Here is a 22,371-nt window from a genome sequence, read left to right on the forward strand (position 1 = left end):
GCGGCCCTCACCGGCCGCCTTTTTGCGTGGCCCCGGCCGTCGCAAGAGGGGGCGCTGCCCCCGGCCTGCGGCCTCCCCCGAGGTATTTCCGGCAAGGAGAAAGCCCGGGGTGTTTTTTCTTGGCCCAAATACTCCGGGGGGAGACCGCAGGCCATAGGGGGCAGCGCTCCCCTCGCCGGCTCAGGGCGTGACCGTGTAGAGGATGAAGCCCGAGGCCGGGGCATAGCTGTCGTAAAGCGCGCGCGCCGTCGTGTTCGTCTCGGCGGTGAGCCAGCGCACAGAGCCATAGCCGCGCGCCCGGGCAAAGGCGCGAACATGGTCGATCAGCGCCCGACCGACACCGTGCCCCCGCGCCGCGGGCAGGGTGAAGAGGTCACTCAGATAGACCACCATGCCCCCCGAGAGCGAGCGGTGCATCAGCGAATATTGCACGAGACCGAGGGCACGCCCCGTCTCGTCGCGGGCGATGTCGGCCCAGTAGGGTTCGGCGTCGGACTGGATCCAGTCCCAGACCTGCGGCTCGGCCGCCTGCGCATCGGTCTTGTAGAAGGCCGCATAGGCGCGGAAGAGCGCTTCCCACTCGGGGCGGTCGGCGGGGCGGACGGGGGTGATGATGACGGACATGGGGCACTCCTTTACCACAGGGGACCCCGCCCAGGTGGCAGGCGCAAGGGGGCAAAATGGCAGACGGGGCGTGGCTTTGGCCGGATCCGCCTCTTGCGCCCGACGCGTCCGGGCGCTTTTCTGGCGCGAACCACCGGAGAGCCCATGCAGAGCCTGACGCAATCGCCGCTCGATCCCGCCTTCGTGCAAAATCCCTACCCGTTCTATGACCGGGTGCGGGCGGCGGGGGGCTTCGCGGTCTGGGAGGACTATGGCCTGCCGGTCTCGGCCCGCGCCGTGGTGGTCGGCGCCGCGCTGCGCGACCGCCGCCTTGGCCGCGAGGCACCGCCCGAGCACGCGCCCGAGATTCCGCCCCACCTCGCCCCCTTCTACGCGGTCGAGGCGCATTCAATGCTGGAGCTGGAGCCCCCGCGCCACACCCGGCTGCGCCGGCTGGTGCTGCGCGCCTTCACCTCGGCCCGGATCGCGGCGCTTGGCCCCGAGATCGAGCTTCTGGCCGAAGAGCTGATCGGCCGCTTTCCGGCAGGCGGCGGCGATCTGCTCGCCCATTTCGCCCGCCCGCTGCCGGTGATCCTCATCGCGCGGCTGCTCGGCGTACCCGAGGAGCGCGCCGACGACCTTCTGTCCTGGTCGAACGCCATGGTCGGCATGTATCAGGCCCGCCGCACGCGCGAGAGCGAGGCCGCCGCCGTCGCCGCGACCGAGGCCTTCGTCGACTTCCTCGGTCGCTATGTCGAGGAGCGCCGGCGCCGCCCGGGCAACGACCTGATCACCGAGCTGATCGCCGCCGAGGAGGCGGGCGACCGGCTCAGCCGCGACGAGCTGATCGCGACCTGCATCCTGCTGCTGAACGCCGGGCACGAGGCCACCGTGCACACCATCGGCAACGGCGTGAAGACGCTTCTCGAGACCGGCACCGGCGCCTATTGGCTGACGCCGAACCGGATCGAGGGCACGGTCGAGGAGATCTTCCGCTTCGATCCGCCGCTGCATCTGTTCACCCGCTGGGTCTACGAGGACCTCGAGATCGGCGGTCAGGCCTTTCGCCGCGGCGACCGGGTCGGGTTGCTGCTCGCCGGCGCGAACCGCGATCCGGGGCCGTGGGAGGAGCCGGCGCGTTTCAATCCCGGCCGGCCGCAACAGGTGAACTACAGCTTCGGCGCCGGGGCGCATTTCTGCATCGGCGCGCCGCTCGCCCGGCTCGAGCTGCAGCGCGCCTTGCCCGTGCTCTTCCGGGCGCTCCCCGATCTGCGGCTGGCTGCCCCGCCGCGCTATGCCGACCTTTACCATTTCCACGGGCTCGAGCGGCTCGATCTGTCATGGTGAGCGCCGCCCCGTCTTCCCCACCCCCGCGCGATATGGCACAGTCATCCCATGGCTGACGTGACCAATCTCAACCGCTTCCGCAAGCAGAAGGCCCGCGCCGAGAAACGCACGCAGGGCGACGAGAATGCCGCGAAGTTCGGCCGCACCAAGGCGCAGCGCGTGCTCGAGGAAACGCAGGCCGAGCAGGCCCGCGCCCGGCTGGATGCGCACCGGCGCGAGGGCGACGAGACGCCATGAGCCGGCCGCGCAAGCATTCTCTGACGCTGCACGGGCACCGCACCTCGGTCTCGCTGGAAGACGAATTCTGGGCCGGTCTGCGCGAGATGGCGGCCGAGCGGGGATTGGGCATCAACGAGATCGTCACCGAGATCGACGATGCGCGGGTGACCGAATCCGGGCTGGCGACGGCGATCCGGCTGGCCGTGCTGCGCCATTACCGCGCGCGGGCGGGCTCAGCCGGGTAGCGCGCCGCGCACCAGCGCCTCGCCTGCCGCGGCAAGCTCCTTGCGGCCGGCAAAGGCCGCGACCTCGAGCGGCGGATGGAACACCACCTCGACCCGGCCCTGCCGCGGCGCCGCCAGCACCTTGAGCAGATGCGGCCCGAAGGACATGTCGCCCCACCAGCCGTAAAAGCGCGGGTCCTCGCCCTCCGGCGCGGTGTAGACCACCGTCACCGGCTGCACCCGCATCACCTTGTCGAGCCCGTCGCTGTAGAAGGCCTGAAACAGCGTCGGCTTGAACGGCAGCACGCGGCGCCCGTCGGTCGAGGTGCCCTCGGGGAAGAACAGCAGGTGGTGGCCGGCACGGATGCGCTCCTCGAACAGCGCCTGCTGCGCCTTCGCCTCGCGCGGGTCGCGGCGGATGAAGACAGTGCCGGTCGCGCGCGCCAGCATGCCGATGCCCGGCCAGCGCGCCACCTCGGCCTTCGAGACGAAATAGACCTTCTGGCAGGCGTTGAGCGAGAAGATGTCGAGCCAGGACACATGGTTGGCCACCACCGCGCCGATCTCGGTCATCGGCGCACCCTTGACCCGGTATCGGATGCCCATCAGCGGGAAGACGGCGCGGCACACCGCGCGGGTGATCTTCGGCGTCCAGGGCCGCGCATGACCATGCAGCGGCCGCTCGACCAGCCGCAGCAACAGCATCAGCGTCAGCCCGCCATAGATCACCACCGCCATCGCCCCGCCCCGGCGCAACACGCGCAGCTTGCCCGCAAGGCTCAGCGGCGCGACATCGGGTTCCGGCTCGCCATGCCAGGTCGGGCTCACGGCTTCACCTCGGCGCGGCGGGTGTAGAACTCGCGGTGCTTGTCGGACATCGCCTTGGTGTCCATCAGCAGCAGCACGTCAGTGGTGTTGAAGGGGGTGTCGATGAAGGCCCCCTCGCCCACGAAACCGCCAAGCCGCAGGTAGGCCTTGATCAGGTTCGGCATCTCGGCCATCGCCTGCCGGCGGTCGAGCTCGGCCTCGGGCACCAGGTCCATCGGCTGGAAATGATCCGCCAGCGCCCGCACGCGCAGCGCCTCGGGGGCGAGATGGTGGTGGTGCAGCCAGGCAAGCGGCATCCGCAGCGCCGCGGCATCGGTGCCGTGGAACGAGGCGACGCCGAAGAGAATCTCGATCCCGTTCGCCAGCACGTAGTCGGCAAGCCCGTTCCACAGCATCAGCATCGCCGCCCCGCCGCGGTGCTCGGGATGCACGCAGGAGCGGCCGAGCTCCAGCAGCTTGCGCCCCGAGCGGCGCAACGCCGTCAGATCGTATTCGCTGTCGCAGTAATAGCGGCCGAAATGCTCGGCCCGGTCGGACGGCAACAGCCGATAAGCGCCGACGACATGGTCGAAATCATCCGGGTTGCGCGACGGGTCGATCAGCACGAGATGATCGTAGACCGCATCGAACTCGTCGATCTCGAGCCGGCCGGCATGGTCGACGAGCTGACCATCCCCTCCGAGTTCCTCGACGAAGACCTCGTAGCGCAGCCTCTGCGAGGCCTTCAGGTCGCGCGCGTCGCGCGCCAGCCGGATTTCATACGCGAGCGGTTCGGAAACCATCAGCTCCTGCCCCTTGTCCCTGTCGCGTTTCTAGGACAGGCGGCGGGCGCGATGCAATGCCACGTGGCGTGTTCCATCGCGTCTTGATTCCCGCGCCCACTGTGCGATGGTCGGAAACCTCAAGCCAGGCTGAAAGTTAACGCTTTCTCAACCCTGGTCTGGAATAACGAGGAACAACTGGACCCGGCGTCCGTCGATCACCTGTTTGCCCGCATGCTCGAAATTCACCGTGACTTTCTCGCCCACGCGCGACTGCACCTGACCGACGCCCCAGTCCGGCGCCTGGGGATTGCGCACCAGCATCCCCGGCTCGAGAAATTCGTTCATCCTGCCCTCACCTCCGGATTGCGCCATGCAGACTGACCTGCCCGAGACCGAAGCCGATCTGGCGGCCCTCGTCGGATCGCGACTCTGCCACGACCTTATCAGCCCATTGGGGGCGATCGGCAACGGGGTGGAGCTGCTGACGATGTCCGGCGTGGCGATGAGCCCGGAACTGCAGCTGATCGCGGAAAGCGTCGCCTCGGCCAATACCCGGGTGAAGTTCTTCCGCATCGCCTTCGGTCAGGCCAGCGCCGACCACCGCCTTGGCCGCCCCGAGCTGGTGACGCTGATGAAGGCATTGTCGCAGGGCGGGCGCATGGCCTACGACTGGCAGGTCGAGGGCGACCAGCCGCGCCGCGCGGTCAAGCTCGCTTTCCTCGCGATCCTCTGCCTCGAGCCGGCCTTGCCGCGCGGCGGCACCATCACCATCCGGCACGAGGATGGCGCATGGCTGGTGAGCGCCAGGGCAGAGCGCACGAAACCCGACCCGGCCCTGTGGGCGAACCTTGATGGCGAACCGAGCGCGATCAGCCCGGCGCAGGTGCAGTTCGCTCTGCTGCCGCGTGCGGCGGCGGCGCAGGGGCGCGCATTGCGGTGGGAGATCTCCGACACCGGCGCCGCCATCGCCTTCTGAGAAAAAGGCCCCGCATCGCTGCGGGGCCTTCGTCTTTCGCGGGCGTCTTGGCGCTTACTTGCGGCAGGTGCCGTCGCCGGTGACCAGATACTTGAACGAGGTCAGCTGTTCCGCCCCCACCGGCCCGCGCGCATGCAGCTTGCCGGTGGCGATGCCGATCTCGGCGCCCATGCCGAATTCGCCGCCATCGGCGAACTGGGTCGAGGCGTTGCGCATCAGGATCGCCGAATCGAGCCGCTGAAAGAACCGCGCCGCCACCGCGTCATCCTCGGTCAGGATCGATTCGGTGTGGTTCGAGCCATAGCGGCGGATATGGGCGATGGCGCCGTCGACACCGTCAACGATCTTCGCCGCGCAGATCATGTCGAGGAACTCGCGGCCGAAATCGTCGGGCGCGGCGGGCACCGTGCCCGGCACCTTCAGCAGATCGCCCTCGGTGCGCACCTCGACGCCCGCGGCGACCAGATCCTCGACCAGAACCGGCCCGTGCGCCTCATAGAAGGCGCGGTCGATCAGCAGGCATTCCATCGCACCGCAGATCCCGGTGCGCCGGGTCTTGGCGTTCAGCACCACACGCCGCGCCTTTTCGACATCGGCCGCGCCGTCGGCATAGATGTGGCAGATCCCCTCGAGATGGGCAAAGACCGGCACCCGCGCCTCGCGCTGCACGAGGCCCACAAGCCCCTTGCCCCCGCGCGGCACGATCACGTCGATATAGGCCACCGCATGCAGCATCTCGGTCACCACGGCGCGGTCTCGGGTGGGCACCAGCTGGATTGCCGCCTCGGGCAGGCCGGCGGCGCGCAACCCCTCGACCATGCAGGCGTGAATTGCCCGGCTCGAATGGAAGCTTTCCGACCCGCCGCGCAGGATCACCGCATTGCCGGCCTTCAGGCACAGCGCGCCGGCATCCGCCGTCACGTTCGGCCGCGATTCGTAGATCACCCCGATCACGCCCAAGGGCGTGCGCACGCGCTGGATGTGCAGCCCGGTGGGCCGGTCCCATTCTGTGATGACCGTGCCGACCGGATCGGGTTGCGCGGCGACCGCGCGCAGCCCGGCGACGATCGAGGCCACCCGCCCCTCGTCGAGCTTTAGCCGGTCGAGCATCGCGGGCGTCAGCCCCTTCTCGGTACCAAAGGCCATGTCCTCGGCATTGGCGGCGAGAATCTCGGTCAGATGCGCGCTCACCGCATCGGCGGCCGCGTTCAGCGCCGCTTCCTTGGCGGGTGCTGGCGCATAGGCAAGCTCGGCGGCCGCGGCGCGCGCGGCGGCGCCCATGGTGTCGATCAGGCTTTTGGCGTCAAATGCGTCCGTCATGGCAGGCTCCTTCGCTGTCGGTCCGATATAGGACCGGCGCAGGAACCGGGCAAGCGCGCAGGCGCCCCGGACGTGTCAATGCGCAGCTTTCGGGCCGCGCAGGAGACAGGTCATGTTCCGGAAGGGAGGGAAATGGCGCGGTTGACGGGGCTCGAACCCGCGACCCCCGGCGTGACAGGCCGGTACTCTAACCAACTGAGCTACAACCGCGCATTTCAGCGCTCGGCGATCGGGGAGGTGGCGCGGTTGACGGGGCTCGAACCCGCGACCCCCGGCGTGACAGGCCGGTACTCTAACCAACTGAGCTACAACCGCTCACCTCCGCCCGATCGCTGTCCGAGCGTGGGGCGTGTTTACGCAGGCCCGCGCGCCCCGTCAAGCGACTCCGTGAGAAAAGTTTCGGTTTTTCTTCTGCCCCTGCCCTGCGCGACCGAAACCCCTGATTTTCAAATAAAAATGGCCCCCTCCATCACGGAGGGGGCCAGGTTCGCCGATCAGGCTCGTTGATGCACCGCCCGAGGTGTTCGTGGTTTCGCCTGGGCCTTCTCGGCGTCTGGGGCGAGCGCACCCACCCCGGATCTCAATGCAGTGCCATCGCACCGCTGGTCAGCAGCGTGACGGTGGTCGAGGCCCCCGCCATGCGGATATCGGCCACGTCGAGCGCATGGTGGTCGAGATCACCGCCGAGCACCTCGATCGAGGCACCGCCGCGGAAGGTCGCATCGAGCACCGAGGTCAGCGCCTCGCCCGCGAGCTGCGCCTCGACCCCGCCCGGGATCCGCCGCAGCGCCTTGGCCGTAATCCGTTTGTTTCCGACGATCAGCTCCACATGGGGCTTCCTTCTGTCCTGCCCTTGCGGGCGTCCGTGGTCTTCGTTGCGGCCCGGCATCGCGGCCGGGCCCCGCTCAGGCCGCGCCCGGCCCTCAGCTGCAGCCGCTCGTTGCACCGCAGGTGTTGCACTTCATGCAGGTGCCGTTGCGCACCAGCGTGTAGTTGCCGCATTCGCCGCAGGCCTCGCCCTCGTAGCCCTGCAGCTTCGCCTTGGTGCGCGCATCCATGGTGACGACGCCCGAGGCGAGCGAGGTCGTCGCCGCAGCGCCCGGCGCCTTCGCGGTTTCCGGCACCAGCGTGTTCAGCGCCGCGATCGGATCGGCCGCGCCCGACAGCGCCATGCCGCCCGCCGCTCCGCCGCGCAGCACCACCAGTTCCTGCGGCAAGCGCTTGCGCAGATAGCCCGAGGAGGAGATCTGCCGCAGCACCTCGAGCGACTTCGAGGCGGCCGACTCGCTCACCGGCTCGACGTTCGAGGCCTTGCCCTCCTCATGCCCGCCACCGAGATCATCGAAGGAGGTTCCCTTCGGCTTGATATGGGCCAGATCGGTGCGGTCGAGATAGCTCACCGCCAGCTCGCGGAAGACATAGTCGAGGATCGAGGTCGCGTTCTTGATCGAGTCATTGCCCTGCACCATGCCGGCGGGCTCGAACTTGGTGAAGGTGAAGGCGTCGACGAATTCCTCGAGCGGCACGCCGTATTGCAGACCGACCGAGACCGCGATGGCGAAGTTGTTCATCATCGCGCGGAAGCCCGCACCTTCCTTATGCATGTCGATGAAGATCTCGCCGAGCGAGCCGTCGTCGTATTCGCCGGTGCGCAGATAGACCTTGTGACCGCCGACGATCGCCTTCTGGGTATAGCCCTTGCGGCGCGACGGCAGCTTTTCGCGGTGCGAGCGGACGATCTCCTTCACCACCACCTTCTCGACGATCTTCTCGGCAAGGGTGACGGCCTTTTCCTGCTGGCTGCCGGTGGCGAGGATCTCCTCGGCCTCCTCGTCATCCTCGACCAGCGCCGCGGCGAGCGGCTGGCTCAGCTTCGAGCCGTCGCGGTAGAGCGCGTTCGCCTTGATGCCAAGCGACCAGCTCAGCTCATAGGCCGCCAGCGCATCTTCGATCGTCGCCGTGTTCGGCATGTTGATCGTCTTCGAGATCGCGCCCGAGATGAACGATTGCGCCGCGGCCATCATCCGGATGTGGCTGTCGACCGACAGGTAGCGCTTGCCGGTCTTGCCGCAGGCATTGGCGCAGTCGAAGACGGCGTAATGCTCGGGCTTCAGGAAGGGCGCCCCCTCGAGGGTCATCGTGCCGCAGACATGGTCGTTCGCCGCGTCGATCTGCGCCTTGGTGAAGCCGAGGTGGCGCAGCATGTCGAAGGACGGATCGTTCAGCCTCTCGACCGGGATGCCCAGCGTCTTCGTGCAGAAATCCTCGCCGAGCGTCCACTGGTTGAAGACGAAGCGGATGTCGAAGGCCGAGGGCAGTGCCGCCTCGATCTTCTCGATCTCGGCCGCACCGAAGCCATGGCCGATGAGCGACGTGCGGTTGATCGCCGGGCAGTTGCCCAAGCTGCCGTGGCCGACCGCAGAGGCGATGATCTCCTCGATCTGCGCCGAGGGGTAGCCCAGCGAGACGAGCGCGGCGGGCACCGAACGGTTGATGATCTTGAAGTAACCGCCGCCGGCGAGCTTCTTGAACTTGACCAGCGCGAAGTCGGGCTCGATGCCCGTCGTGTCGCAATCCATCACCAGGCCGATGGTGCCCGTGGGCGCGATCACCGAGACCTGCGCGTTGCGGAAGCCATGCGCCTCGCCGAGCGTCATCGCCTCGTCCCAGGCCGATTGCGCCAGCGTCACCAGCGCCGGATCGGGGCAGTTCGCGGCATCGAGCGGCACCGGTTTCACCTCGAGCCCCTCATAGCCCGTCGACAGCCCATGCGCCGCGGTGCGGTGATTGCGGATCACCCGCAGCATGTGCGCGGCGTTCTTCGCATGGCCCGGGAAGGCGCCCAGCTCGGCCGCCATCTCGGCCGAGGTCGCATAGGCGACACCGGTCATCACCGCAGTGAGGGCCGCACACAGTGCCCGGCCCTCGTCCGAGTCATAGCCAAGCCCCATGGTCATCAGCAGCCCGCCGATATTGGCATAGCCAAGGCCGAGGGTGCGGAAGTCATAGGAGCGCTGCGCGATCTCCTGGCTCGGGAACTGTGCCATCAGCACCGAAATCTCGAGCGTGACCGTCCACAGCCGGGTGGCATGCACATAGGCGGCCGCATCGAACTTGCCACCCTTGTAGAAGGTCAGCAGGTTCATCGAGGCAAGGTTGCAGGCCGTGTCGTCAAGGAACATGTATTCCGAGCACGGGTTCGAGCCGCGGATCGGACCGTCCTCGGGGCAGGTGTGCCACTCGTTCACCGTGTCATGGAACTGGATGCCGGGGTCGGCGCAGGCCCAGGCGGCGTGGCCGACCTGATCCCACAGCTCGCGCGCCCGCACCGTCTTCGCCACCTTGCCGTCGGTGCGGCGCAGAAGCTCCCAGGGCGCATCCTCCTGCACCGCCTTCAGGAAGGCGTTGGTGACGCGCACCGAGTTGTTCGAGTTCTGGCCCGAGACCGAGATATAGGCCTCGGAGTCCCAATCGGTGTCATAGGTCGGGAATTCGATACTGTCGAAGCCCTGCCGCGCGTATTGCAGCACGCGGTTGATGTAGGTTTCCGGGATCAGCGCCTTCTTGGCCGAGCGGATCGCCGCTTTCAGCCCCGCGTTCAGCGCCGGATCGACGCGGCCCTCTTCCGAGCCGTCCCAGACGCGGATCGCCTCGAAGATCTTGTTCAGCTCGCGCTCGTGCATCTTCGAGCCGGCAACGAGCGAGGCGACTTTCTGCTCCTCGATCACCTTCCAGTTGATGAAGGCCTCGATATCGGGGTGATCCATGTCGCAGATCACCATCTTCGCCGCGCGCCGCGTGGTGCCGCCCGACTTGATCGCGCCGGCCGCCCGGTCGCCGATCTTCAGGAAGCCCATCAGCCCCGAGGACTTGCCGCCGCCCGAGAGCTTCTCGCCCTCGGCACGCAGGCTCGAGAAGTTGGTGCCGGTGCCCGAGCCGTATTTGAAGAGACGCGCTTCCCGGACCCACAGGTCCATGATCCCGCCCTCGCCCACCAGATCGTCGCGCACCGACTGGATGAAGCAGGCATGCGGCTGCGGGTGTTCATAGGCCGAGGCCGATTTCGTCAGCTTGCCGGTGACGTGGTCGACGTAATAGTGGCCCTGCGACGGGCCGTCGATGCCATAGGCCCAGTGCAGGCCGGTGTTGAACCACTGCGGGCTGTTCGGCGCGGCCATCTGCTCGGCCAGCATGAAGCGCATCTCGTCGTAATAGGCGCGCGCGTCGTCCTCGGTGCTGAAATAGCCGCCCTTCCAGCCCCAGTAGGTCCAGGCGCCGGCCAGCCGGTCGAACACCTGCTTGGCCGAGGTTTCGCCCACAATGCGCTGATCTTCCGGCAGGTTCTCGAGCGCCTCGGTATCCGGAACCGAGCGCCACAGGAACTCGGGCACGCCCTTCTCGCGCACCTTCTTCAGCGCCGCGGGAACGCCCGCCTTGCGGAAGTATTTCTGCGCAAGCACGTCGGAGGCGACCTGGCTCCAGCCCTCGGGCACCTCGACGCAGTCGTTGTGGAACACGACCTTGCCATCGGGGTTGCGAATTTCCGAAGTGGTGGTGGTGAAGGCGATCTCGCCATAGGCGCCGGTCTTGGCCGAGGTGAACTTGCGTTCGATCTTCATCTGCACTGTCCCGTGTTCAAATCAAACCCGCCGTGCCGGTTGCGCAAGGACAGAAGAGCCCGCCCCGAGGCATGCTCCCGGGGGCGGCCGTCTCGTTTCCGATCGACCAGGGGTGAGGTTCCGTCCCGCGCCTGCAGCGCCACTACATCTGGTGGCTTCCCAGCTGACGTCCACAAACTGACGTAGGCTCACGAAAGGGTCAACAGATCTTTGCCGGCGTTTTCGGGCATTTTTCTATTGACGGGAAAGCCGGTTTGGCAGGGCTGCGGACGGGCTCGATTCCTCCACAATCGCCCCGCCCGACGCAGCGCCGGAGGAACGGTGGATTCCCCTTGTTCCTCTGCGCTTTCCGACGCGAAGATGACAATCTGGATGAATTTCATCCACAGTTTTACAAGATCTTGTGGATAGCTGGCCGGTTTCAGCCGATGCACAGGACGCCGCGGCGCAGCATGCCCAAAAAATGCGCCAAAACCCCCTCTGCACTGCGGCAAAAAGAGAATCGCCCCCGAGGGGACACACCAGATCTAGGGGCGAGGAGGGACGGTTCCGCCGTGCGAAACATGGTCGGGGCGGCGAGATTCGAACTCACGGCCTTCTGTACCCAAAACAGACGCGCTACCAGGCTGCGCTACGCCCCGACGGGTTCTTCCTACAGGCGCGCGGCGCCGGTGAAAAGGGGGTCAACGACAGGGGATCGCCGCGCGCCCGGCCGCGACCGCGGGATGCGAGAGCACCGCCCCCGCGCCGATGCCGAGCCGGCCGGCCAGGCCGCCGTTGATCTCGAGCACATATTGCGCGGCGCCCTGCGACGGGATCGGGGTGTCATCGAGCGGCCGCGCGTTGCCATGCACCGAGATCACCCGGCCGGCACCGTCCAGAAAGATGATGTCGAGCGGGATCAGCGTGTCATGCATCCAGAAGGCGACCGGGCGTTCGGAGGGATAGACGAACAGCATCCCCGCCCCCTTCGGCAGCGTGCGGCGCCGCATCAGCCCCTGTTCCCGCTCGGCCGCATCATCGGCGATCTCGACGGAGAAGGTGGCAATCGGCGCGCCATCGGCGCGCTGCACGATGGCGCGGTCATCGCGGCAGGCAGGGGCCGCAGCCCCGGGGCCCGCGGCAAGCAGCAGCAGGATCAGCGCGCGAGCGCCATGTCCCAGGCAACGACCTGGGCCGCCATGCGGCCGCGCCGCCCGTCGATCACCCGCAGACATACTGCCTCCCCGGCCGCAAGATCGGCAAAGCCCGACCGGCGCAGCACCTCGATATGGATGAACACATCCTCGGGCTTGCCCCAGACATTGGCGAAGCCGAAGCCCTTGCCCTTGTCAAACCACTTCACCCGCGCCGGTTCAAGCGGCAGCGCGGCCAGCGCCTCGGGATCGGTCTCGCCGAGATCCTCGATCGGTGCCGGGCGTCCCTCGGTCTCGGGCGGCACGATCTCGATCACCTCGACCGCCTGCGCCCCGCGCGGCGTCGCCTGCACCACCACCGTGATTCCGGCATTGTCGGCAACCGAGCCCTGCCCGAAATTGCGCAGCACATTGGCGTGCAGCAAAATGTCGGGACCGCCCTCCTGATCGACGATGAAGCCGAACCCCTTGCCCGGGTCGAACCATTTTACGCGCCCCGTCACGGTCCGGGCTTCGGCCCTCAAATCGTTCATCACCATCCGTCCATCACTTCGACCCGATACAGCCGGAGCGGAGTCTCCCCCCCGCTTCGTTCAACTCTCACACCAAGGCCAACGGATTCAAGCGGAAAAAGTAAGGAAAACCCGACCCGCGCAATTCACGAAGCGTGAAATGCGCGGATTTTTACGGGTTCAACCGCTCAATCTGCCAGTCCGAGGCCGCATCGGGCCGCGTCCAGCGGAAGCGGTCGTGCAGCCGGAAGGCGCCATCCGCCCAGAATTCGATCTCGAGCGGCGTGATCCGAAGCCCGCCCCAGAACGGCGGACGCGGCGGGTTCGGCCCCTTCTGCGCGGTCACCTTCGCCACCTCGGCCATCAGCGCGGTGCGCGAGGAGAGCGGCGCGCTCTGATGCGAGGCCCAGGCCCCGAGCCGCGAGGTCAGCGCACGTGAGGCGTAATAGGCGTCGGCCTGCGGGCCGTCTTCCTTGGTCACCAGTCCGCGCACCCGGATCTGCCGGCGCAGGCTCTTCCAATGCATCACGAAGGCTGCCTTGCCGGCCCCCAGAATCTCCCGCCCCTTGCGCGAGGTGTAGTTGGTATAGAAGACGAAGGCCCCGCCCGAGGGCGCGTCGCGCGCCTCGATCTCCTTCAGCAGCACCATGCGCACATTCGGCAGTCCGTCCGCATCGACCGAAGCAATGGCGATCGCATTCGGATCGTTGATCTCGGTCTTTTCCGCCTCGGCCAGCCAGGCGCTGGCCAGTGCAAACGGGTCATCGCCCGCAAAGATCCCGGTTCTGTCGCTCATCCGATCCTCCATCGTGGCGGCCTTCCCTGCGGGCAAGGCCCCTGCCCCGCCCCTGTCCAGCCTTGATGCCCCCAGATCTTTCGCCTAATGCTTGCGCACTTACCAGAGGGAAGCGGGGGAAACCTGACATGACGAACACCCTGATGTCGGGCAAGCGCGGGCTCATCATGGGCCTCGCCAACGACAAGTCGATTGCCTGGGGGATCGCAAAGGCCTGCGCCGATGCAGGGGCCGAGCTGGCCTTCTCCTACCAGGGCGAAGCCCTGAAGAAGCGGGTCGAGCCGCTGGCCGCCTCGATCGGCACCGACACGCTGATCGAATGCGACGTAGCGAGCCAGGAGAGCCTCGATGCGCTGTTCGCGGCGCTGAAGGAGAAATGGAGCACGATCGACTTCGTCGTGCATGCCATCGGCTTCTCCGACAAGAACGAACTGCGCGGCCGCTATGTCGACACCTCGTCGGACAACTTCAAGACGACGATGGACATCTCGGTCTTCTCGTTCACCGCCGTTGCCCGTCGCGCCGCCGATCTCATGCCCGAGGGCGGGTCGCTGCTGACGCTGACCTATTACGGCGCCGAGCAGGTGATGCCGCATTACAACGTGATGGGCATCGCCAAGGCCGCGCTCGAATGCTCGGTGAAATACATCGCCGAGGATCTGGGCAAGGACGGCATCCGCTGCAACGCGATCTCGGCCGGCCCGATCAAGACGCTGGCCGCCTCGGGCATCGGCGACTTCCGCTACATCATGAAGTGGAACGAGCTGAACTCGCCCTTGCGCCGCAACGTGACCCAGGAAGAGGTCGGCAAGGCCGCGCTCTATCTGCTCTCCGATCTCGGCTCGGGCACCACGGGCGAGATCCTGCACGTCGATGCGGGCTATCACGTCGTCGGCATGAAGGCGGTCGATGCGCCCGACATCGACGTCGTCACCGGCCGCAAGGACGCCTGAGTCCCGGCGATGACACTCTCCGCCTTCCTCGCGATCTACTTCGTGCATCTGGCCGCGGCGATCTCGCCCGGGCCGGCCGTCCTGATGGCCGCGCATACCAGCCTGCGCGAAGGGATGGCGCGGGGGGTGTGGCTGTCGGTCGGCATCGGGCTTGGCGCCTGCCTGTGGGCCTGCGCCGCGCTCTTCGGGCTGGCGGTGCTGTTCCGCATCGCCCCCGCCCTGCTCACCGCACTGAAATTCGCGGGCGCCGCCTATCTGCTTTACCTTGCGGTGAAGATGTGGCGCCACGCCCCGGAGCCCTTCGACGCCGAGGTGACCGAGACCGCCTCGGCGCGCTCGAACCTCGGCCTCGTCTGGCTCGGCATCGCGACGCAGCTCGCCAACCCGAAGCCCGCGGTCTTCTTCGGCACGATCTTCCTGACCTTCGTGCCGCCGCAGGCGCCGCTCTGGGCCTATGCCGCGATCCTCGGCATCATCTTCGTCAACGACGCGGGCTGGAACGTGCTCGTGTCGCGCATCTTCTCGCTTGACCGCACCCGGCGCGGCTATCTGCGCCTGAAAACCGCGATCGAGCGCGGCTTTGGCGGGCTGCTCGCCCTCCTCGGCCTGAAACTCGCACTCACCTGAGAGGCTTGTCATGTCCGAACGTCTTCCCCACGAGAAGGGCTTTCTGGTCAGCTGGGACCAGCTCCACCGCGACGCGCGCGCGCTGGCCTGGCGGCTCGACGGCAAGGGCCCGGACAACGGCGCCTGGCGCGCCATCGTCGGCATCACCCGCGGTGGCCTCGTGCCCGCGGCGATCATCGCGCGCGAGCTGAACATCCGCGTCATCGACACGATTTCGGTCAAGGGCTACAACCACCAGACCCAGCACCCGCCGGTTGTCATCAAGGCACCGCAGGCGGACCTGATGGGCGATGGCGAGGGCATCCTGATCGTCGACGACCTCGTCGACTCGGGCAAGACGATGGAACTCGTCCGCACCCTCTACCCGAAGGCACATTTCGCCACGATCTACGCCAAGCCCAAGGGCCGGCTGCAGGCGGACACCTTCATCACCGAGGTCAGCCAGGACACCTGGATCTTCTTCCCCTGGGACACCGCGCTGCAATACGTGCAGCCCTACCGGGGCGTGGACTGAGCCGATGCGCGCCCGCCTCGGCCGGGCGCTGCACGCGGCCTTCGAGGCGAGCCTGCTCGCCAAGGGCCTTCTGGCCGCGGCCGAGACTTTGTCCGGCCTCGTGCTCTTGCTGCTGCATCAGGGCACACTCGTCGCGCTCGCGCAGCGGCTGACGGCGCATGAGCTGGCCGAGGATCCGGGCGATTTCCTTGCGAACTTCCTGCTCCATGCGGCACAGCGTTTCTCGGTCGAGGCGCAAAGCTTCTATGCGCTCTATTTCCTCAGCCATGGCGGGCTGAAGCTGATCGTCGTCGTGCTGCTTGCCCGCGGGGTGCTCTGGGCCTATCCGGGGGCGATCGTGCTGCTATCCGCCTTCATCCTCTATCAGCTGCATCTGTGGAGCCTCGACCATTCGGTGACGCTGCTGGCGCTGACCGGGCTCGACCTCGTGGTGATCGCCCTCACCTGGGAGGAATGGCGGCGGCGCCGGGGGCTTTCCTTCCTGCCGCCGCGGTCCTAGTGTCGCGCGACACTCAGGAGACACCGATGCCGCTCAGCCCGCTGAACCCCGCCCTTGCCGCCACCTTCGCGCCGCCGGTAATGGAGGCGCGGCGCTGGCTCGTGGGGGTGAGCTTCCCGCCCGAGCGGCCGCTGCTCAACGTCAGCCAGGCCGCCCCGGTCGATCCGCCGCCCGAGGGGCTGCGCCGCGCCATCGCTGAGGCGGCGCTCGACAACCCGGCCGCCCATCTCTACGGCCCGGTGCTTGGCATGGCCGAGCTGCGCGCCGAGATCGCGGCGCAATGGTCCACCGCCTATGGCGGCACGATTTCCGAAAGCCAGGTGGCGATCACCCAGGGCTGCAATCAGGCCTTCTGCGCGGTGATGGCGACGCTTGCCGGCCCGGGGGACGAGGTGTTGCTGCCGACGCCTTGGTATTTCAACCACAAGATGTGGTGCGACATGGCCTCGGTCCGCGCCGTGCCGCTGCCCACCGGCGCGGGGCTTCTGCCCGATCCCGAGGAGGCCGCCGCGCGGATCACGCCGCGCACCAAGGCGATCGTGCTGATCTCGCCCAACAACCCGGGCGGGGCGGAATATCCGGCGGCGCTGGTGCGCGCCTTCCACGATCTTGCCCGGTCGCGCGGCCTCGCGCTCATTGTCGACGAGACCTATCGCGACTTCGACAGCCGCACCGGCGCGCCGCATGACCTGTTCACCGATCCCGACTGGGACGAGGCCTTCATCCATCTCTACTCCTTCTCGAAGGCCTACCGGCTGACCGGCCACCGCGTCGGCGCCATCGTCGCCTCGCCCGCCCGTCTGGCCGAGGTCGAGAAATTCCTCGATACTGTGGCGATCTGCCCGAACCAGCTCGGTCAGATCGGCGCGCTGTGGGGGATGCGCAACCTCGCGCAATGGGTGGCGGGCGAACGCGCCGAGCTGCTTGCCCGCCGCGCCGCGCTGACCGAAGGGTTCGGCGCGCTCGAGGGCTGGCACCTGCATGGCTGCGGCGCCTATTTCGCCTGGGTGGACCACCCCGGCCGCGACGCCTCGCCCGACTTCGCGCGGCGTCTGGTCCGCGAAGCGGGGGTGCTGCTGCTGCCCGGCACGATGTTCATGCCCGAGGGCACAGAGCAGGGTGATCGCGGCCTGCGCATCGCCTTCGCGAATGTCGACACGGCCGGCATCGCGGAATTGATCCGCCGCCTTGCGACGGTGACGCCCTGAGCCTTGCGGCGCCCCCCTCAAAGCCCTAAACACCCGCAAAAGGCCTGATCCCCGGGAGGAATGAGCATGTCGAACAAGCTGCGCAGCCATGGCAAGGGCGTCGTCGTCTGGGTGTTGCTCGCGATGCTCGTCCTTGGCCTCGGCGGCTTCGGCGTCTCGAACTTCTCGGGCCGGGTGCAGTCGATCGGTTCGGTCGGCGACACCGAGATCTCGATCAACGATTATGCCCGCGCCCTGCGCTCGGGGATGAGCGCGGCGCAGGCCCAGCTTGGCCGCCCGCTGACCTTCGCCGAGGCGAAGGCGCTCGGCCTCGACCGGCAGGTGCAGGCGCAGGTCTTCGCCGAGGCCGCCGTGAGCGAACAGGCGCGCCGGCTCGGCATTTCCGTCGGCAACGCCGAGGTCGGCCGCCAGGTGCAGGCGATCCGCAGTTTCCAGGGCGTCGACGGCAAGTTCGACCGCGAGGTCTATCGCATGGCGCTGCGCCAGCAGGGCTATACCGAGACCCAGTTCGAGACCCGCCTGCGTTCGGACGTGGCGCGCTCGATCCTGCAGGGCGCAGTTGCGGGCGGCGTGAAGGCGCCCGAGGCGCTGGCCGCGGCCTATACCAAATACGTGACCGAGAAGCGCGACATCGCCTTCGCCGAGATCACCGATGCCGATCTGACCGCCACCCTGCCCGAGCCGAGCGAGGACGAGCTGAAGGCCTGGCACGCGGATCACGCAGCCGAGTTCACCAAGCCCGAGACGCGCGAGATCAGCTATGTCTGGCTCACCCCCGAGATGCTGAAGGACAAGGTCCAGCCCGACGAGGCGACGCTGCGCGCGGCCTATGAGGAGCGGAAAAGCGAGTTCGTCCAGCCCGAGCGGCGCCTTGTCGACAAGCTCGTCTTCCCGACGAAGGCAGAGGCCGAGGCGGCGAAGCAGAAGCTTGATGCCGGCACCGCGAGCTTTGCCGACATCGCCAAGGAGCGCGGCCTGACGCTGGCCGACACCGATCTGGGCGAAGTCTCGAAGGACGAGCTCGGCACAGCCGGCGACGCGGTCTTCGCGCTGACCGCGCCCGGCACCGTCGGCCCGATCGACAGCGACCTCGGCCCCGCGCTTTACCAGATGAACGGCATCCTGCCCGCCGAGGAGACCAGCTTCGAGCAGGCCAAGCCCGACCTCGAGACCGAGGCGGTGATGGACCGCGCCCGGCGCATGGTCTCCGACATGACCTCGGATCTCGAGGACCGGCTCGCCTCCGGCGCCACGCTCGAGGAGATGGCGAAGGAAACCGACATGCAGCCGGGCCACATCTCGATGGCGCCCGACACCACCGACGGCATCGCCGCCTATGAAAGCTTCCGCACCGCCGCCGCCAAGGTGACCGAGCAGGACTTCCCCGAACTCGGCAATCTCGAGGATGGCGGCGTCTTCGCGCTGCGCCTCGATGGCGTGACGCCCGCTGCGCTGATCCCCTTCGAGCAGATCCGCGACAAGGTCGTGGCAAGCTGGAAGGCGGCGCAGCTGAAGAAGCTGAAGACCGACCGCGCCGAGGAGATCGTCGCCGCCGTCGCGGCCGGGGCGAGCCTTGCCGATCAGGGCCTGCTGGTCTCGAACGCGACCGGGCTCGAACGCTCGGGCTTCGTCGAGGGCGCGCCCGCGACCCTTCTTGCCACCGCCTTCGACACCAAGCCCGGCGCTGCCGCCGTGGTGGCGCAGGACGAGGCCGTCTTCGTCGTGGTGCCGGTCAAGGTGACCGAGGCCGATCCGCAGGCCGCCGACACCAAGCAGGTGCATGACGTGCTCTCGACCCGGCTCGAGCAGTCGATGTCGGGCGATCTTGCCGAGCTTTTCGCCCGCGCTTCGGAAACCGAGGCCGGGCTTACCATCGACAGCACCGCGATCAATGCGGTGCAGGCGCAGATGCAGTAAGGAGGCGGACGTGGCAGCTCTTTCCCCCAGCTTCGAAGAGTTCGAGCGCGCCTGGCAACAGGGCCGCAACCAGCTCGTCTTCGCCCGCCTTGCGGCCGATCTCGACACGCCCGTGTCGCTGATGCTGAAGCTGGCCGATGCGCGCGAGAACAGCTTCATGTTCGAATCCGTCACCGGCGGCGAGGTCCGCGGGCGCTATTCGATCATCGGCATGAAGCCCGACGTGATCTGGGAATGCCGCGGCGAGACAGCCCGGATCAACCGTCAGGCGCGGTTCGAAGAGCGGTTCGAGGAGCTGCCCGGCCACCCGTTCGACAGCCTGCGCGCGCTGATCGCCGAAAGCCGGATCGAGATGCCCGAGGGCCTGCCCGCCGCGGCGGCCGGGCTCTTCGGCTATCTCGGCTATGACATGATCCGGCTGGTCGAGAAGCTGCCCGGCGGCAATCCCGACCCGCTCGGCGTGCCCGATGCGGTGCTGCTGCGCCCCTCGGTCGTCGCGGTGCTCGACGGGGTGAAGGGCGACGTGATCCTGTGCGCGCCGGCGTTCCAGAGCTCGGGCCTGTCGGCGCGGGCGGCCTATGCCCAGGCGGCCGAGCGGGTGATGGACGCGCTGCGCGACCTCGACCGCGCGCCGAACCAGAGCCGCGAGATGGGCGAGACTGCGAAGGTCGGCCCGCTGGTGTCGAACTTCACCGCCGAGGGCTACAAGGCCGCGGTCGAGAAAGCCAAGGACTACATCCGCGCGGGCGACATCTTCCAGGTGGTGCCGGCGCAGCGCTGGCGCGCCGATTTCCCGCTGCCGCCCTTCGCGCTCTACCGCTCGCTGCGGCGCACCAACCCCTCGCCCTTCATGTTCTATCTGAACTTCGGCGGCTTCCAGATCGTCGGCGCCAGCCCCGAGATTCTGGTGCGGCTGCGCGAGGGCGAGGTGACGATCCGGCCGATCGCCGGCACCCGCCCGCGTGGGTTCACGCCGGCCGAGGACAAGGCACTCGAGGAAGAGCTGCTCGCCGACAAGAAGGAACTGGCCGAGCACCTGATGCTGCTCGACCTCGGCCGCAACGACGTCGGCCGGGTGGCGAAGATCGGCACGGTGCATCCGACCGAGAAATTCATCATCGAGCGGTACAGCCACGTCATGCACATCGTGTCGAACGTCGTGGGCGAACTGGCAGACGGCGAGGATGCGCTCTCGGCGCTGCTCGCCGGTCTGCCCGCGGGCACCGTCTCGGGCGCGCCGAAGGTGCGGGCGATGGAGATCATCGACGAGCTCGAACCCGAGAAGCGCGGCATCTACGGCGGCGGCGTCGGCTATTTCGCCGCGAATGGCGAAATGGACATGTGCATCGCGCTGCGCACCGCGGTGGTGAAGGATCGGACGCTCTACATCCAGGCGGGCGGCGGCGTCGTCTTCGACAGCGATCCCGAGGGCGAGTATCAGGAATCGGTCAACAAGTCGAAGGCGCTGCGCAAGGCGGCCGAGGACGCAGGCCTGTTCGTGCGGCACGGCAACGCCTGAGCCCCTGCCCCGCCGGGGGCATCGCAAGGACTGAAACGGGGGCGCTCAGCCCCCGTTTTGCATTGCCGCCAGCGCCAGCGCCGAGACCGGCGCTAGGCTCACCGAGCCGGTGGCACCCACCGACCAGCTCGTCAGCCCCGAGATCGACTCGGGCCAGGCGCTCAACATCACCGTCACCGCCCCGTCGCGCGCCGCCTCGAAGGCCGCGCGGGTGAGCGTGCGCTCGACCACCGCGCCGCGCTCGCGATCGGCGTCGAGCACGCGCCAGACCCGCACCTCGGGCAGGCCTGCCGCACGCGCCAGCTGTTCGGCCGCATTGGTGCCGCCGCTTTGCGTCACCAGCCCCAGCCCCTCGCGACCGAGCACCGCCACCAGATCCTGCGACAGGAGCCGGTTGTTCTGCACCACTGGCGTCGGCGGTTCGACCACCGCCACCGCCTCGGGCAGCACTGTGCGCCAGGCCTCGAGCGCCACCTCGAGATCCTGCGCCGTCGCGCCCGCGGGCAGCGGCGCGGCAAGGATCGCCACCTCGAGCCCGGCGGCGCGATAGGCGGCGGCGGCGGTCGCCGCGTCGGGACGGGTCGGGTCGATCGCGATCGTCAGCGGTAGACCGAGCGCCTTGATCGTGCCGCTGTCAAGCCCGCCCGCCGCCGTGCCGGGGTCGATCAGCACCACCGAGAACAGCGGCTTGCCGGGCTCGGGCGTGAAGGCCGCGCCATAGCGGCGGATCGGCGCGTCGTCGCCCCGGGACGCGGGTGCGGCCGGCGCGGGCACGGCCGCGGTGGTGGGCGGCGGCTCTCCGGCGAGCGCGCCTGCCGGCGCCTCGGTCCCGGGCGGGCGCAGGAATCCAGGCGCGGGGGCGGTGGCCACCTGCGTCTCGTCGCCGATCGTCGGCAGCCGGTTCACCGCGGTGCCGGGCGCGTTGGCAAAGCCCTGCGGCGCATCCCCCGGGCTGAACACGCGCGGCAGCTGCGCCGCGGGCGGCACGATCGCACCATCGGGCAGCAGCACGATCTCCTGCCCCGGTTCGGGCGCCCTCGGCGTGGCAGGCGCGGCGCCGGCGGCGGCGGACGGTGCAGCGGGGGCTGCCGGCGCCGGCACGGCCCGGGCCACGGCGGCCTCGTCCGCCTCGGCCTGCGGCAGCTCGGGCGCCACCACCTCACCGGGCGGCGGCACCGGCACCGGCGCCTCGGCGCCGGGTTCGCGCATCGCAAGCGGCGGCTCGGGCGCAGCGGGCGAGGCCGGCGCGGTGGCGACCGCATCCGGCCGCGCGGCAGTTTCCGTGCCGGGCAGCGGCGTGGCGGTCGGCTCGGCCACCGGAGCGGGCGCCGCCGGCACCACCGGCTCGGCTGCGGTCACGCCCTCGCCCGCCGGCGCAACCGGCGCCGCATCGCCCGCACCGGCCAGAGCCACGGGCGGCGGCAGCGACGGGGCGGGCGCCTCGGCGAGTGGTGCTGCGGGCGCGATCGGGGGGGGCGGAATCGTGGTGGGCGGAGCGGACGGGGCAGCCAGACGCGGGGCAGTCGGACCCGAGGCGGTCGGACCCGGGGCGGCCACGATCGGCGCGGGGCTGTTCGCCGGGACAGGCAGGCGGGGCGTGCGCGGCGCGGCGTCACGCGCGGCCGGCCCATCCTCGCCCGTGGCCGAGGCCGGCGGGGTCGTCGCGTTCGGCCGCGGCAGCGGCGCCACCAGCGACAGCGCCCCGAGCCCCAGCACTGCGACCACGCCGCCCGTGGCCAGCCCCGCGATCAATCCACGAACCATGCGTCCCGCCCTCTCGAATCTGCCCC

Annotated in this window: 23 protein-coding genes and 3 tRNA genes; 11 read left to right on the forward strand and 15 right to left on the reverse strand. The window is 68.6% G+C overall.

Annotated features, from left to right (window positions below; all coding sequences use genetic code 11):
• Window positions 1–180: 180 nt before the first annotated feature.
• A complete protein-coding gene (locus tag EOW65_RS12165; protein ID WP_128149792.1) occupies window positions 181–624 on the reverse strand; it encodes a GNAT family N-acetyltransferase in 444 nt (147 codons plus the stop codon).
• Window positions 625–768: 144 nt separating this feature from the next.
• Between EOW65_RS12165 and EOW65_RS12170 the strand changes: the two genes are divergently transcribed.
• From EOW65_RS12170 to EOW65_RS12180, 3 genes are read left to right on the forward strand one after another with little or no spacing between them, the layout of a single operon-like run.
• Complete coding sequence (locus EOW65_RS12170; protein WP_128149794.1) at window positions 769–1,950, forward strand: cytochrome P450; 1,182 nt, start codon at window positions 769–771, stop codon at window positions 1,948–1,950.
• A gap of 48 nt (window positions 1,951–1,998) precedes the next feature.
• Window positions 1,999–2,187 carry a DUF4169 family protein gene (locus tag EOW65_RS12175; RefSeq protein ID WP_128149796.1) on the forward strand — a complete coding sequence of 63 codons (189 nt, stop codon included), beginning with the start codon at window positions 1,999–2,001 and terminating at the stop codon, window positions 2,185–2,187.
• Complete coding sequence (locus tag EOW65_RS12180) at window positions 2,184–2,414, forward strand: ribbon-helix-helix domain-containing protein (protein ID WP_121533984.1); 231 nt, start codon at window positions 2,184–2,186, stop codon at window positions 2,412–2,414. Before EOW65_RS12175 ends, EOW65_RS12180 begins: the two co-directional genes overlap by 4 nt.
• On the opposite strand, the gene EOW65_RS12185 is transcribed toward EOW65_RS12180, so the two are convergent.
• The 3 genes from EOW65_RS12185 to EOW65_RS12195 all read right to left on the reverse strand — a co-directional run bounded on the left by EOW65_RS12185 (window position 2,403) and on the right by EOW65_RS12195 (window position 4,330).
• On the reverse strand, window positions 2,403–3,221 hold the full coding sequence (locus EOW65_RS12185; protein ID WP_394342747.1) for a lysophospholipid acyltransferase family protein: 819 nt from the start codon (window positions 3,219–3,221) through the stop codon (window positions 2,403–2,405). The two genes, EOW65_RS12180 and EOW65_RS12185, sit on opposite strands and share 12 nt — an antisense overlap.
• Window positions 3,218–4,003 carry a GNAT family N-acetyltransferase gene (locus tag EOW65_RS12190; RefSeq protein WP_128149798.1) on the reverse strand — a complete coding sequence of 262 codons (786 nt, stop codon included), beginning with the start codon at window positions 4,001–4,003 and terminating at the stop codon, window positions 3,218–3,220. Before EOW65_RS12190 ends, EOW65_RS12185 begins: the two co-directional genes overlap by 4 nt.
• 147 nt (window positions 4,004–4,150) lie before the next feature.
• Window positions 4,151–4,330 carry a DUF3553 domain-containing protein gene (locus tag EOW65_RS12195; RefSeq protein WP_113900145.1) on the reverse strand — a complete coding sequence of 60 codons (180 nt, stop codon included), beginning with the start codon at window positions 4,328–4,330 and terminating at the stop codon, window positions 4,151–4,153.
• Window positions 4,331–4,355: 25 nt separating this feature from the next.
• On the opposite strand from EOW65_RS12195, the gene EOW65_RS12200 reads away from it, so the two are divergent.
• A complete protein-coding gene (locus EOW65_RS12200) occupies window positions 4,356–4,961 on the forward strand; it encodes a histidine phosphotransferase family protein (protein WP_128149800.1) in 606 nt (201 codons plus the stop codon).
• Window positions 4,962–5,015: 54 nt separating this feature from the next.
• Here EOW65_RS12200 and EOW65_RS12205 read toward each other — a convergent pair whose 3' ends face one another.
• The 10 genes from EOW65_RS12205 to pdxH all read right to left on the reverse strand — a co-directional run bounded on the left by EOW65_RS12205 (window position 5,016) and on the right by pdxH (window position 13,344).
• Entirely contained in the window at window positions 5,016–6,281 is a 1,266-nt protein-coding gene (locus EOW65_RS12205) for a glutamate-5-semialdehyde dehydrogenase (protein WP_128149802.1), read from the reverse strand.
• Window positions 6,282–6,414: 133 nt separating this feature from the next.
• Window positions 6,415–6,491: transfer RNA gene (locus EOW65_RS12210), tRNA-Asp, on the reverse strand.
• Window positions 6,492–6,519: 28 nt separating this feature from the next.
• A tRNA-Asp gene (locus EOW65_RS12215) sits at window positions 6,520–6,596 on the reverse strand.
• A gap of 265 nt (window positions 6,597–6,861) precedes the next feature.
• Window positions 6,862–7,110 carry a hypothetical protein gene (locus EOW65_RS12220; protein ID WP_128149804.1) on the reverse strand — a complete coding sequence of 83 codons (249 nt, stop codon included), beginning with the start codon at window positions 7,108–7,110 and terminating at the stop codon, window positions 6,862–6,864.
• 94 nt (window positions 7,111–7,204) lie between these two features.
• Window positions 7,205–10,900 carry a vitamin B12-dependent ribonucleotide reductase gene (locus tag EOW65_RS12225; RefSeq protein ID WP_128149806.1) on the reverse strand — a complete coding sequence of 1,232 codons (3,696 nt, stop codon included), beginning with the start codon at window positions 10,898–10,900 and terminating at the stop codon, window positions 7,205–7,207.
• Between the two features lie 188 nt (window positions 10,901–11,088).
• The gene (locus EOW65_RS12230) at window positions 11,089–11,283 is read right to left on the reverse strand and encodes a hypothetical protein (protein WP_128149808.1); all 195 of its coding nucleotides are present in this window, start codon (window positions 11,281–11,283) and stop codon (window positions 11,089–11,091) included.
• A 181-nt stretch (window positions 11,284–11,464) separates the two neighbouring features.
• Window positions 11,465–11,541, reverse strand: a tRNA-Pro gene (locus EOW65_RS12235).
• A gap of 42 nt (window positions 11,542–11,583) precedes the next feature.
• On the reverse strand, window positions 11,584–11,973 hold the full coding sequence (locus tag EOW65_RS12240; protein WP_240664659.1) for a DUF192 domain-containing protein: 390 nt from the start codon (window positions 11,971–11,973) through the stop codon (window positions 11,584–11,586).
• A gap of 65 nt (window positions 11,974–12,038) precedes the next feature.
• Window positions 12,039–12,569: a cold-shock protein gene (locus tag EOW65_RS12245; RefSeq protein ID WP_380711072.1), complete on the reverse strand. Its 531-nt coding sequence runs from the start codon at window positions 12,567–12,569 to the stop codon at window positions 12,039–12,041.
• A 151-nt stretch (window positions 12,570–12,720) separates the two neighbouring features.
• Entirely contained in the window at window positions 12,721–13,344 is a 624-nt protein-coding gene (gene pdxH / locus EOW65_RS12250) for a pyridoxamine 5'-phosphate oxidase (protein WP_128149812.1), read from the reverse strand.
• 128 nt (window positions 13,345–13,472) lie between these two features.
• Here pdxH and fabI point away from each other — a divergent pair, with 128 nt between their 5' ends.
• The 7 genes from fabI (at window position 13,473) to trpE (ending at window position 20,581) form a co-directional block, all read left to right on the forward strand.
• Window positions 13,473–14,297 carry an enoyl-ACP reductase FabI gene (fabI, locus tag EOW65_RS12255; RefSeq protein WP_128149814.1) on the forward strand — a complete coding sequence of 275 codons (825 nt, stop codon included), beginning with the start codon at window positions 13,473–13,475 and terminating at the stop codon, window positions 14,295–14,297.
• A 9-nt stretch (window positions 14,298–14,306) separates the two neighbouring features.
• Window positions 14,307–14,924, forward strand: coding sequence for a LysE family translocator (locus EOW65_RS12260; RefSeq protein WP_128149816.1), 618 nt, complete (start codon window positions 14,307–14,309; stop codon window positions 14,922–14,924).
• A 10-nt stretch (window positions 14,925–14,934) separates the two neighbouring features.
• Complete coding sequence (gene gpt / locus EOW65_RS12265; protein WP_128149817.1) at window positions 14,935–15,438, forward strand: xanthine phosphoribosyltransferase; 504 nt, start codon at window positions 14,935–14,937, stop codon at window positions 15,436–15,438.
• A 4-nt stretch (window positions 15,439–15,442) separates the two neighbouring features.
• Window positions 15,443–15,937: a DUF2127 domain-containing protein gene (locus EOW65_RS12270; RefSeq protein WP_128149819.1), complete on the forward strand. Its 495-nt coding sequence runs from the start codon at window positions 15,443–15,445 to the stop codon at window positions 15,935–15,937.
• 26 nt (window positions 15,938–15,963) lie between these two features.
• On the forward strand, window positions 15,964–17,145 hold the full coding sequence (locus EOW65_RS12275) for an aminotransferase (protein ID WP_128149821.1): 1,182 nt from the start codon (window positions 15,964–15,966) through the stop codon (window positions 17,143–17,145).
• A 66-nt stretch (window positions 17,146–17,211) separates the two neighbouring features.
• Window positions 17,212–19,062 carry a peptidylprolyl isomerase gene (locus EOW65_RS12280; protein WP_164880087.1) on the forward strand — a complete coding sequence of 617 codons (1,851 nt, stop codon included), beginning with the start codon at window positions 17,212–17,214 and terminating at the stop codon, window positions 19,060–19,062.
• Complete coding sequence (gene trpE / locus EOW65_RS12285) at window positions 19,037–20,581, forward strand: anthranilate synthase component I (protein WP_128149825.1); 1,545 nt, start codon at window positions 19,037–19,039, stop codon at window positions 20,579–20,581. Before EOW65_RS12280 ends, trpE begins: the two co-directional genes overlap by 26 nt.
• A gap of 45 nt (window positions 20,582–20,626) precedes the next feature.
• On the opposite strand, the gene EOW65_RS12290 is transcribed toward trpE, so the two are convergent.
• Complete coding sequence (locus EOW65_RS12290; protein ID WP_128149827.1) at window positions 20,627–22,345, reverse strand: divergent polysaccharide deacetylase family protein; 1,719 nt, start codon at window positions 22,343–22,345, stop codon at window positions 20,627–20,629.
• Window positions 22,346–22,371: the final 26 nt, after the last annotated feature.

The organism is Paenirhodobacter ferrireducens, from assembly GCF_004022265.1.
GTDB classification, from domain to species: Bacteria; Pseudomonadota; Alphaproteobacteria; order Rhodobacterales; family Rhodobacteraceae; genus Rhodobacter; species Rhodobacter ferrireducens.

Excerpts from the sequence above, each read along its gene's own strand:
- EOW65_RS12165 (WP_128149792.1), bottom strand. The coding sequence starts at position 624 with ATGTCCGTCATCATCACCCCCGTCCGCCCCGCCGACCGCCCCGAGTGG.
- EOW65_RS12170 (WP_128149794.1), top strand. The coding sequence starts at position 769 with ATGCAGAGCCTGACGCAATCGCCGCTCGATCCCGCCTTCGTGCAAAAT.
- EOW65_RS12175 (WP_128149796.1), top strand. The coding sequence starts at position 1,999 with ATGGCTGACGTGACCAATCTCAACCGCTTCCGCAAGCAGAAGGCCCGC.
- EOW65_RS12180 (WP_121533984.1), top strand. The coding sequence starts at position 2,184 with ATGAGCCGGCCGCGCAAGCATTCTCTGACGCTGCACGGGCACCGCACC.
- EOW65_RS12190 (WP_128149798.1), bottom strand. The coding sequence starts at position 4,003 with ATGGTTTCCGAACCGCTCGCGTATGAAATCCGGCTGGCGCGCGACGCG.
- EOW65_RS12195 (WP_113900145.1), bottom strand. The coding sequence starts at position 4,330 with ATGAACGAATTTCTCGAGCCGGGGATGCTGGTGCGCAATCCCCAGGCG.
- EOW65_RS12200 (WP_128149800.1), top strand. The coding sequence starts at position 4,356 with ATGCAGACTGACCTGCCCGAGACCGAAGCCGATCTGGCGGCCCTCGTC.
- EOW65_RS12205 (WP_128149802.1), bottom strand. The coding sequence starts at position 6,281 with ATGACGGACGCATTTGACGCCAAAAGCCTGATCGACACCATGGGCGCC.
- EOW65_RS12225 (WP_128149806.1), bottom strand. The coding sequence starts at position 10,900 with ATGAAGATCGAACGCAAGTTCACCTCGGCCAAGACCGGCGCCTATGGC.
- EOW65_RS12230 (WP_128149808.1), bottom strand. The coding sequence starts at position 11,283 with ATGAAATTCATCCAGATTGTCATCTTCGCGTCGGAAAGCGCAGAGGAA.
- EOW65_RS12245 (WP_380711072.1), bottom strand. The coding sequence starts at position 12,569 with ATGAACGATTTGAGGGCCGAAGCCCGGACCGTGACGGGGCGCGTAAAA.
- pdxH (WP_128149812.1), bottom strand. The coding sequence starts at position 13,344 with ATGAGCGACAGAACCGGGATCTTTGCGGGCGATGACCCGTTTGCACTG.
- fabI (WP_128149814.1), top strand. The coding sequence starts at position 13,473 with ATGACGAACACCCTGATGTCGGGCAAGCGCGGGCTCATCATGGGCCTC.
- EOW65_RS12260 (WP_128149816.1), top strand. The coding sequence starts at position 14,307 with ATGACACTCTCCGCCTTCCTCGCGATCTACTTCGTGCATCTGGCCGCG.
- gpt (WP_128149817.1), top strand. The coding sequence starts at position 14,935 with ATGTCCGAACGTCTTCCCCACGAGAAGGGCTTTCTGGTCAGCTGGGAC.
- EOW65_RS12270 (WP_128149819.1), top strand. The coding sequence starts at position 15,443 with ATGCGCGCCCGCCTCGGCCGGGCGCTGCACGCGGCCTTCGAGGCGAGC.
- EOW65_RS12275 (WP_128149821.1), top strand. The coding sequence starts at position 15,964 with ATGCCGCTCAGCCCGCTGAACCCCGCCCTTGCCGCCACCTTCGCGCCG.
- EOW65_RS12280 (WP_164880087.1), top strand. The coding sequence starts at position 17,212 with ATGTCGAACAAGCTGCGCAGCCATGGCAAGGGCGTCGTCGTCTGGGTG.
- trpE (WP_128149825.1), top strand. The coding sequence starts at position 19,037 with ATGCGGTGCAGGCGCAGATGCAGTAAGGAGGCGGACGTGGCAGCTCTT.
- EOW65_RS12290 (WP_128149827.1), bottom strand. The coding sequence starts at position 22,345 with ATGGTTCGTGGATTGATCGCGGGGCTGGCCACGGGCGGCGTGGTCGCA.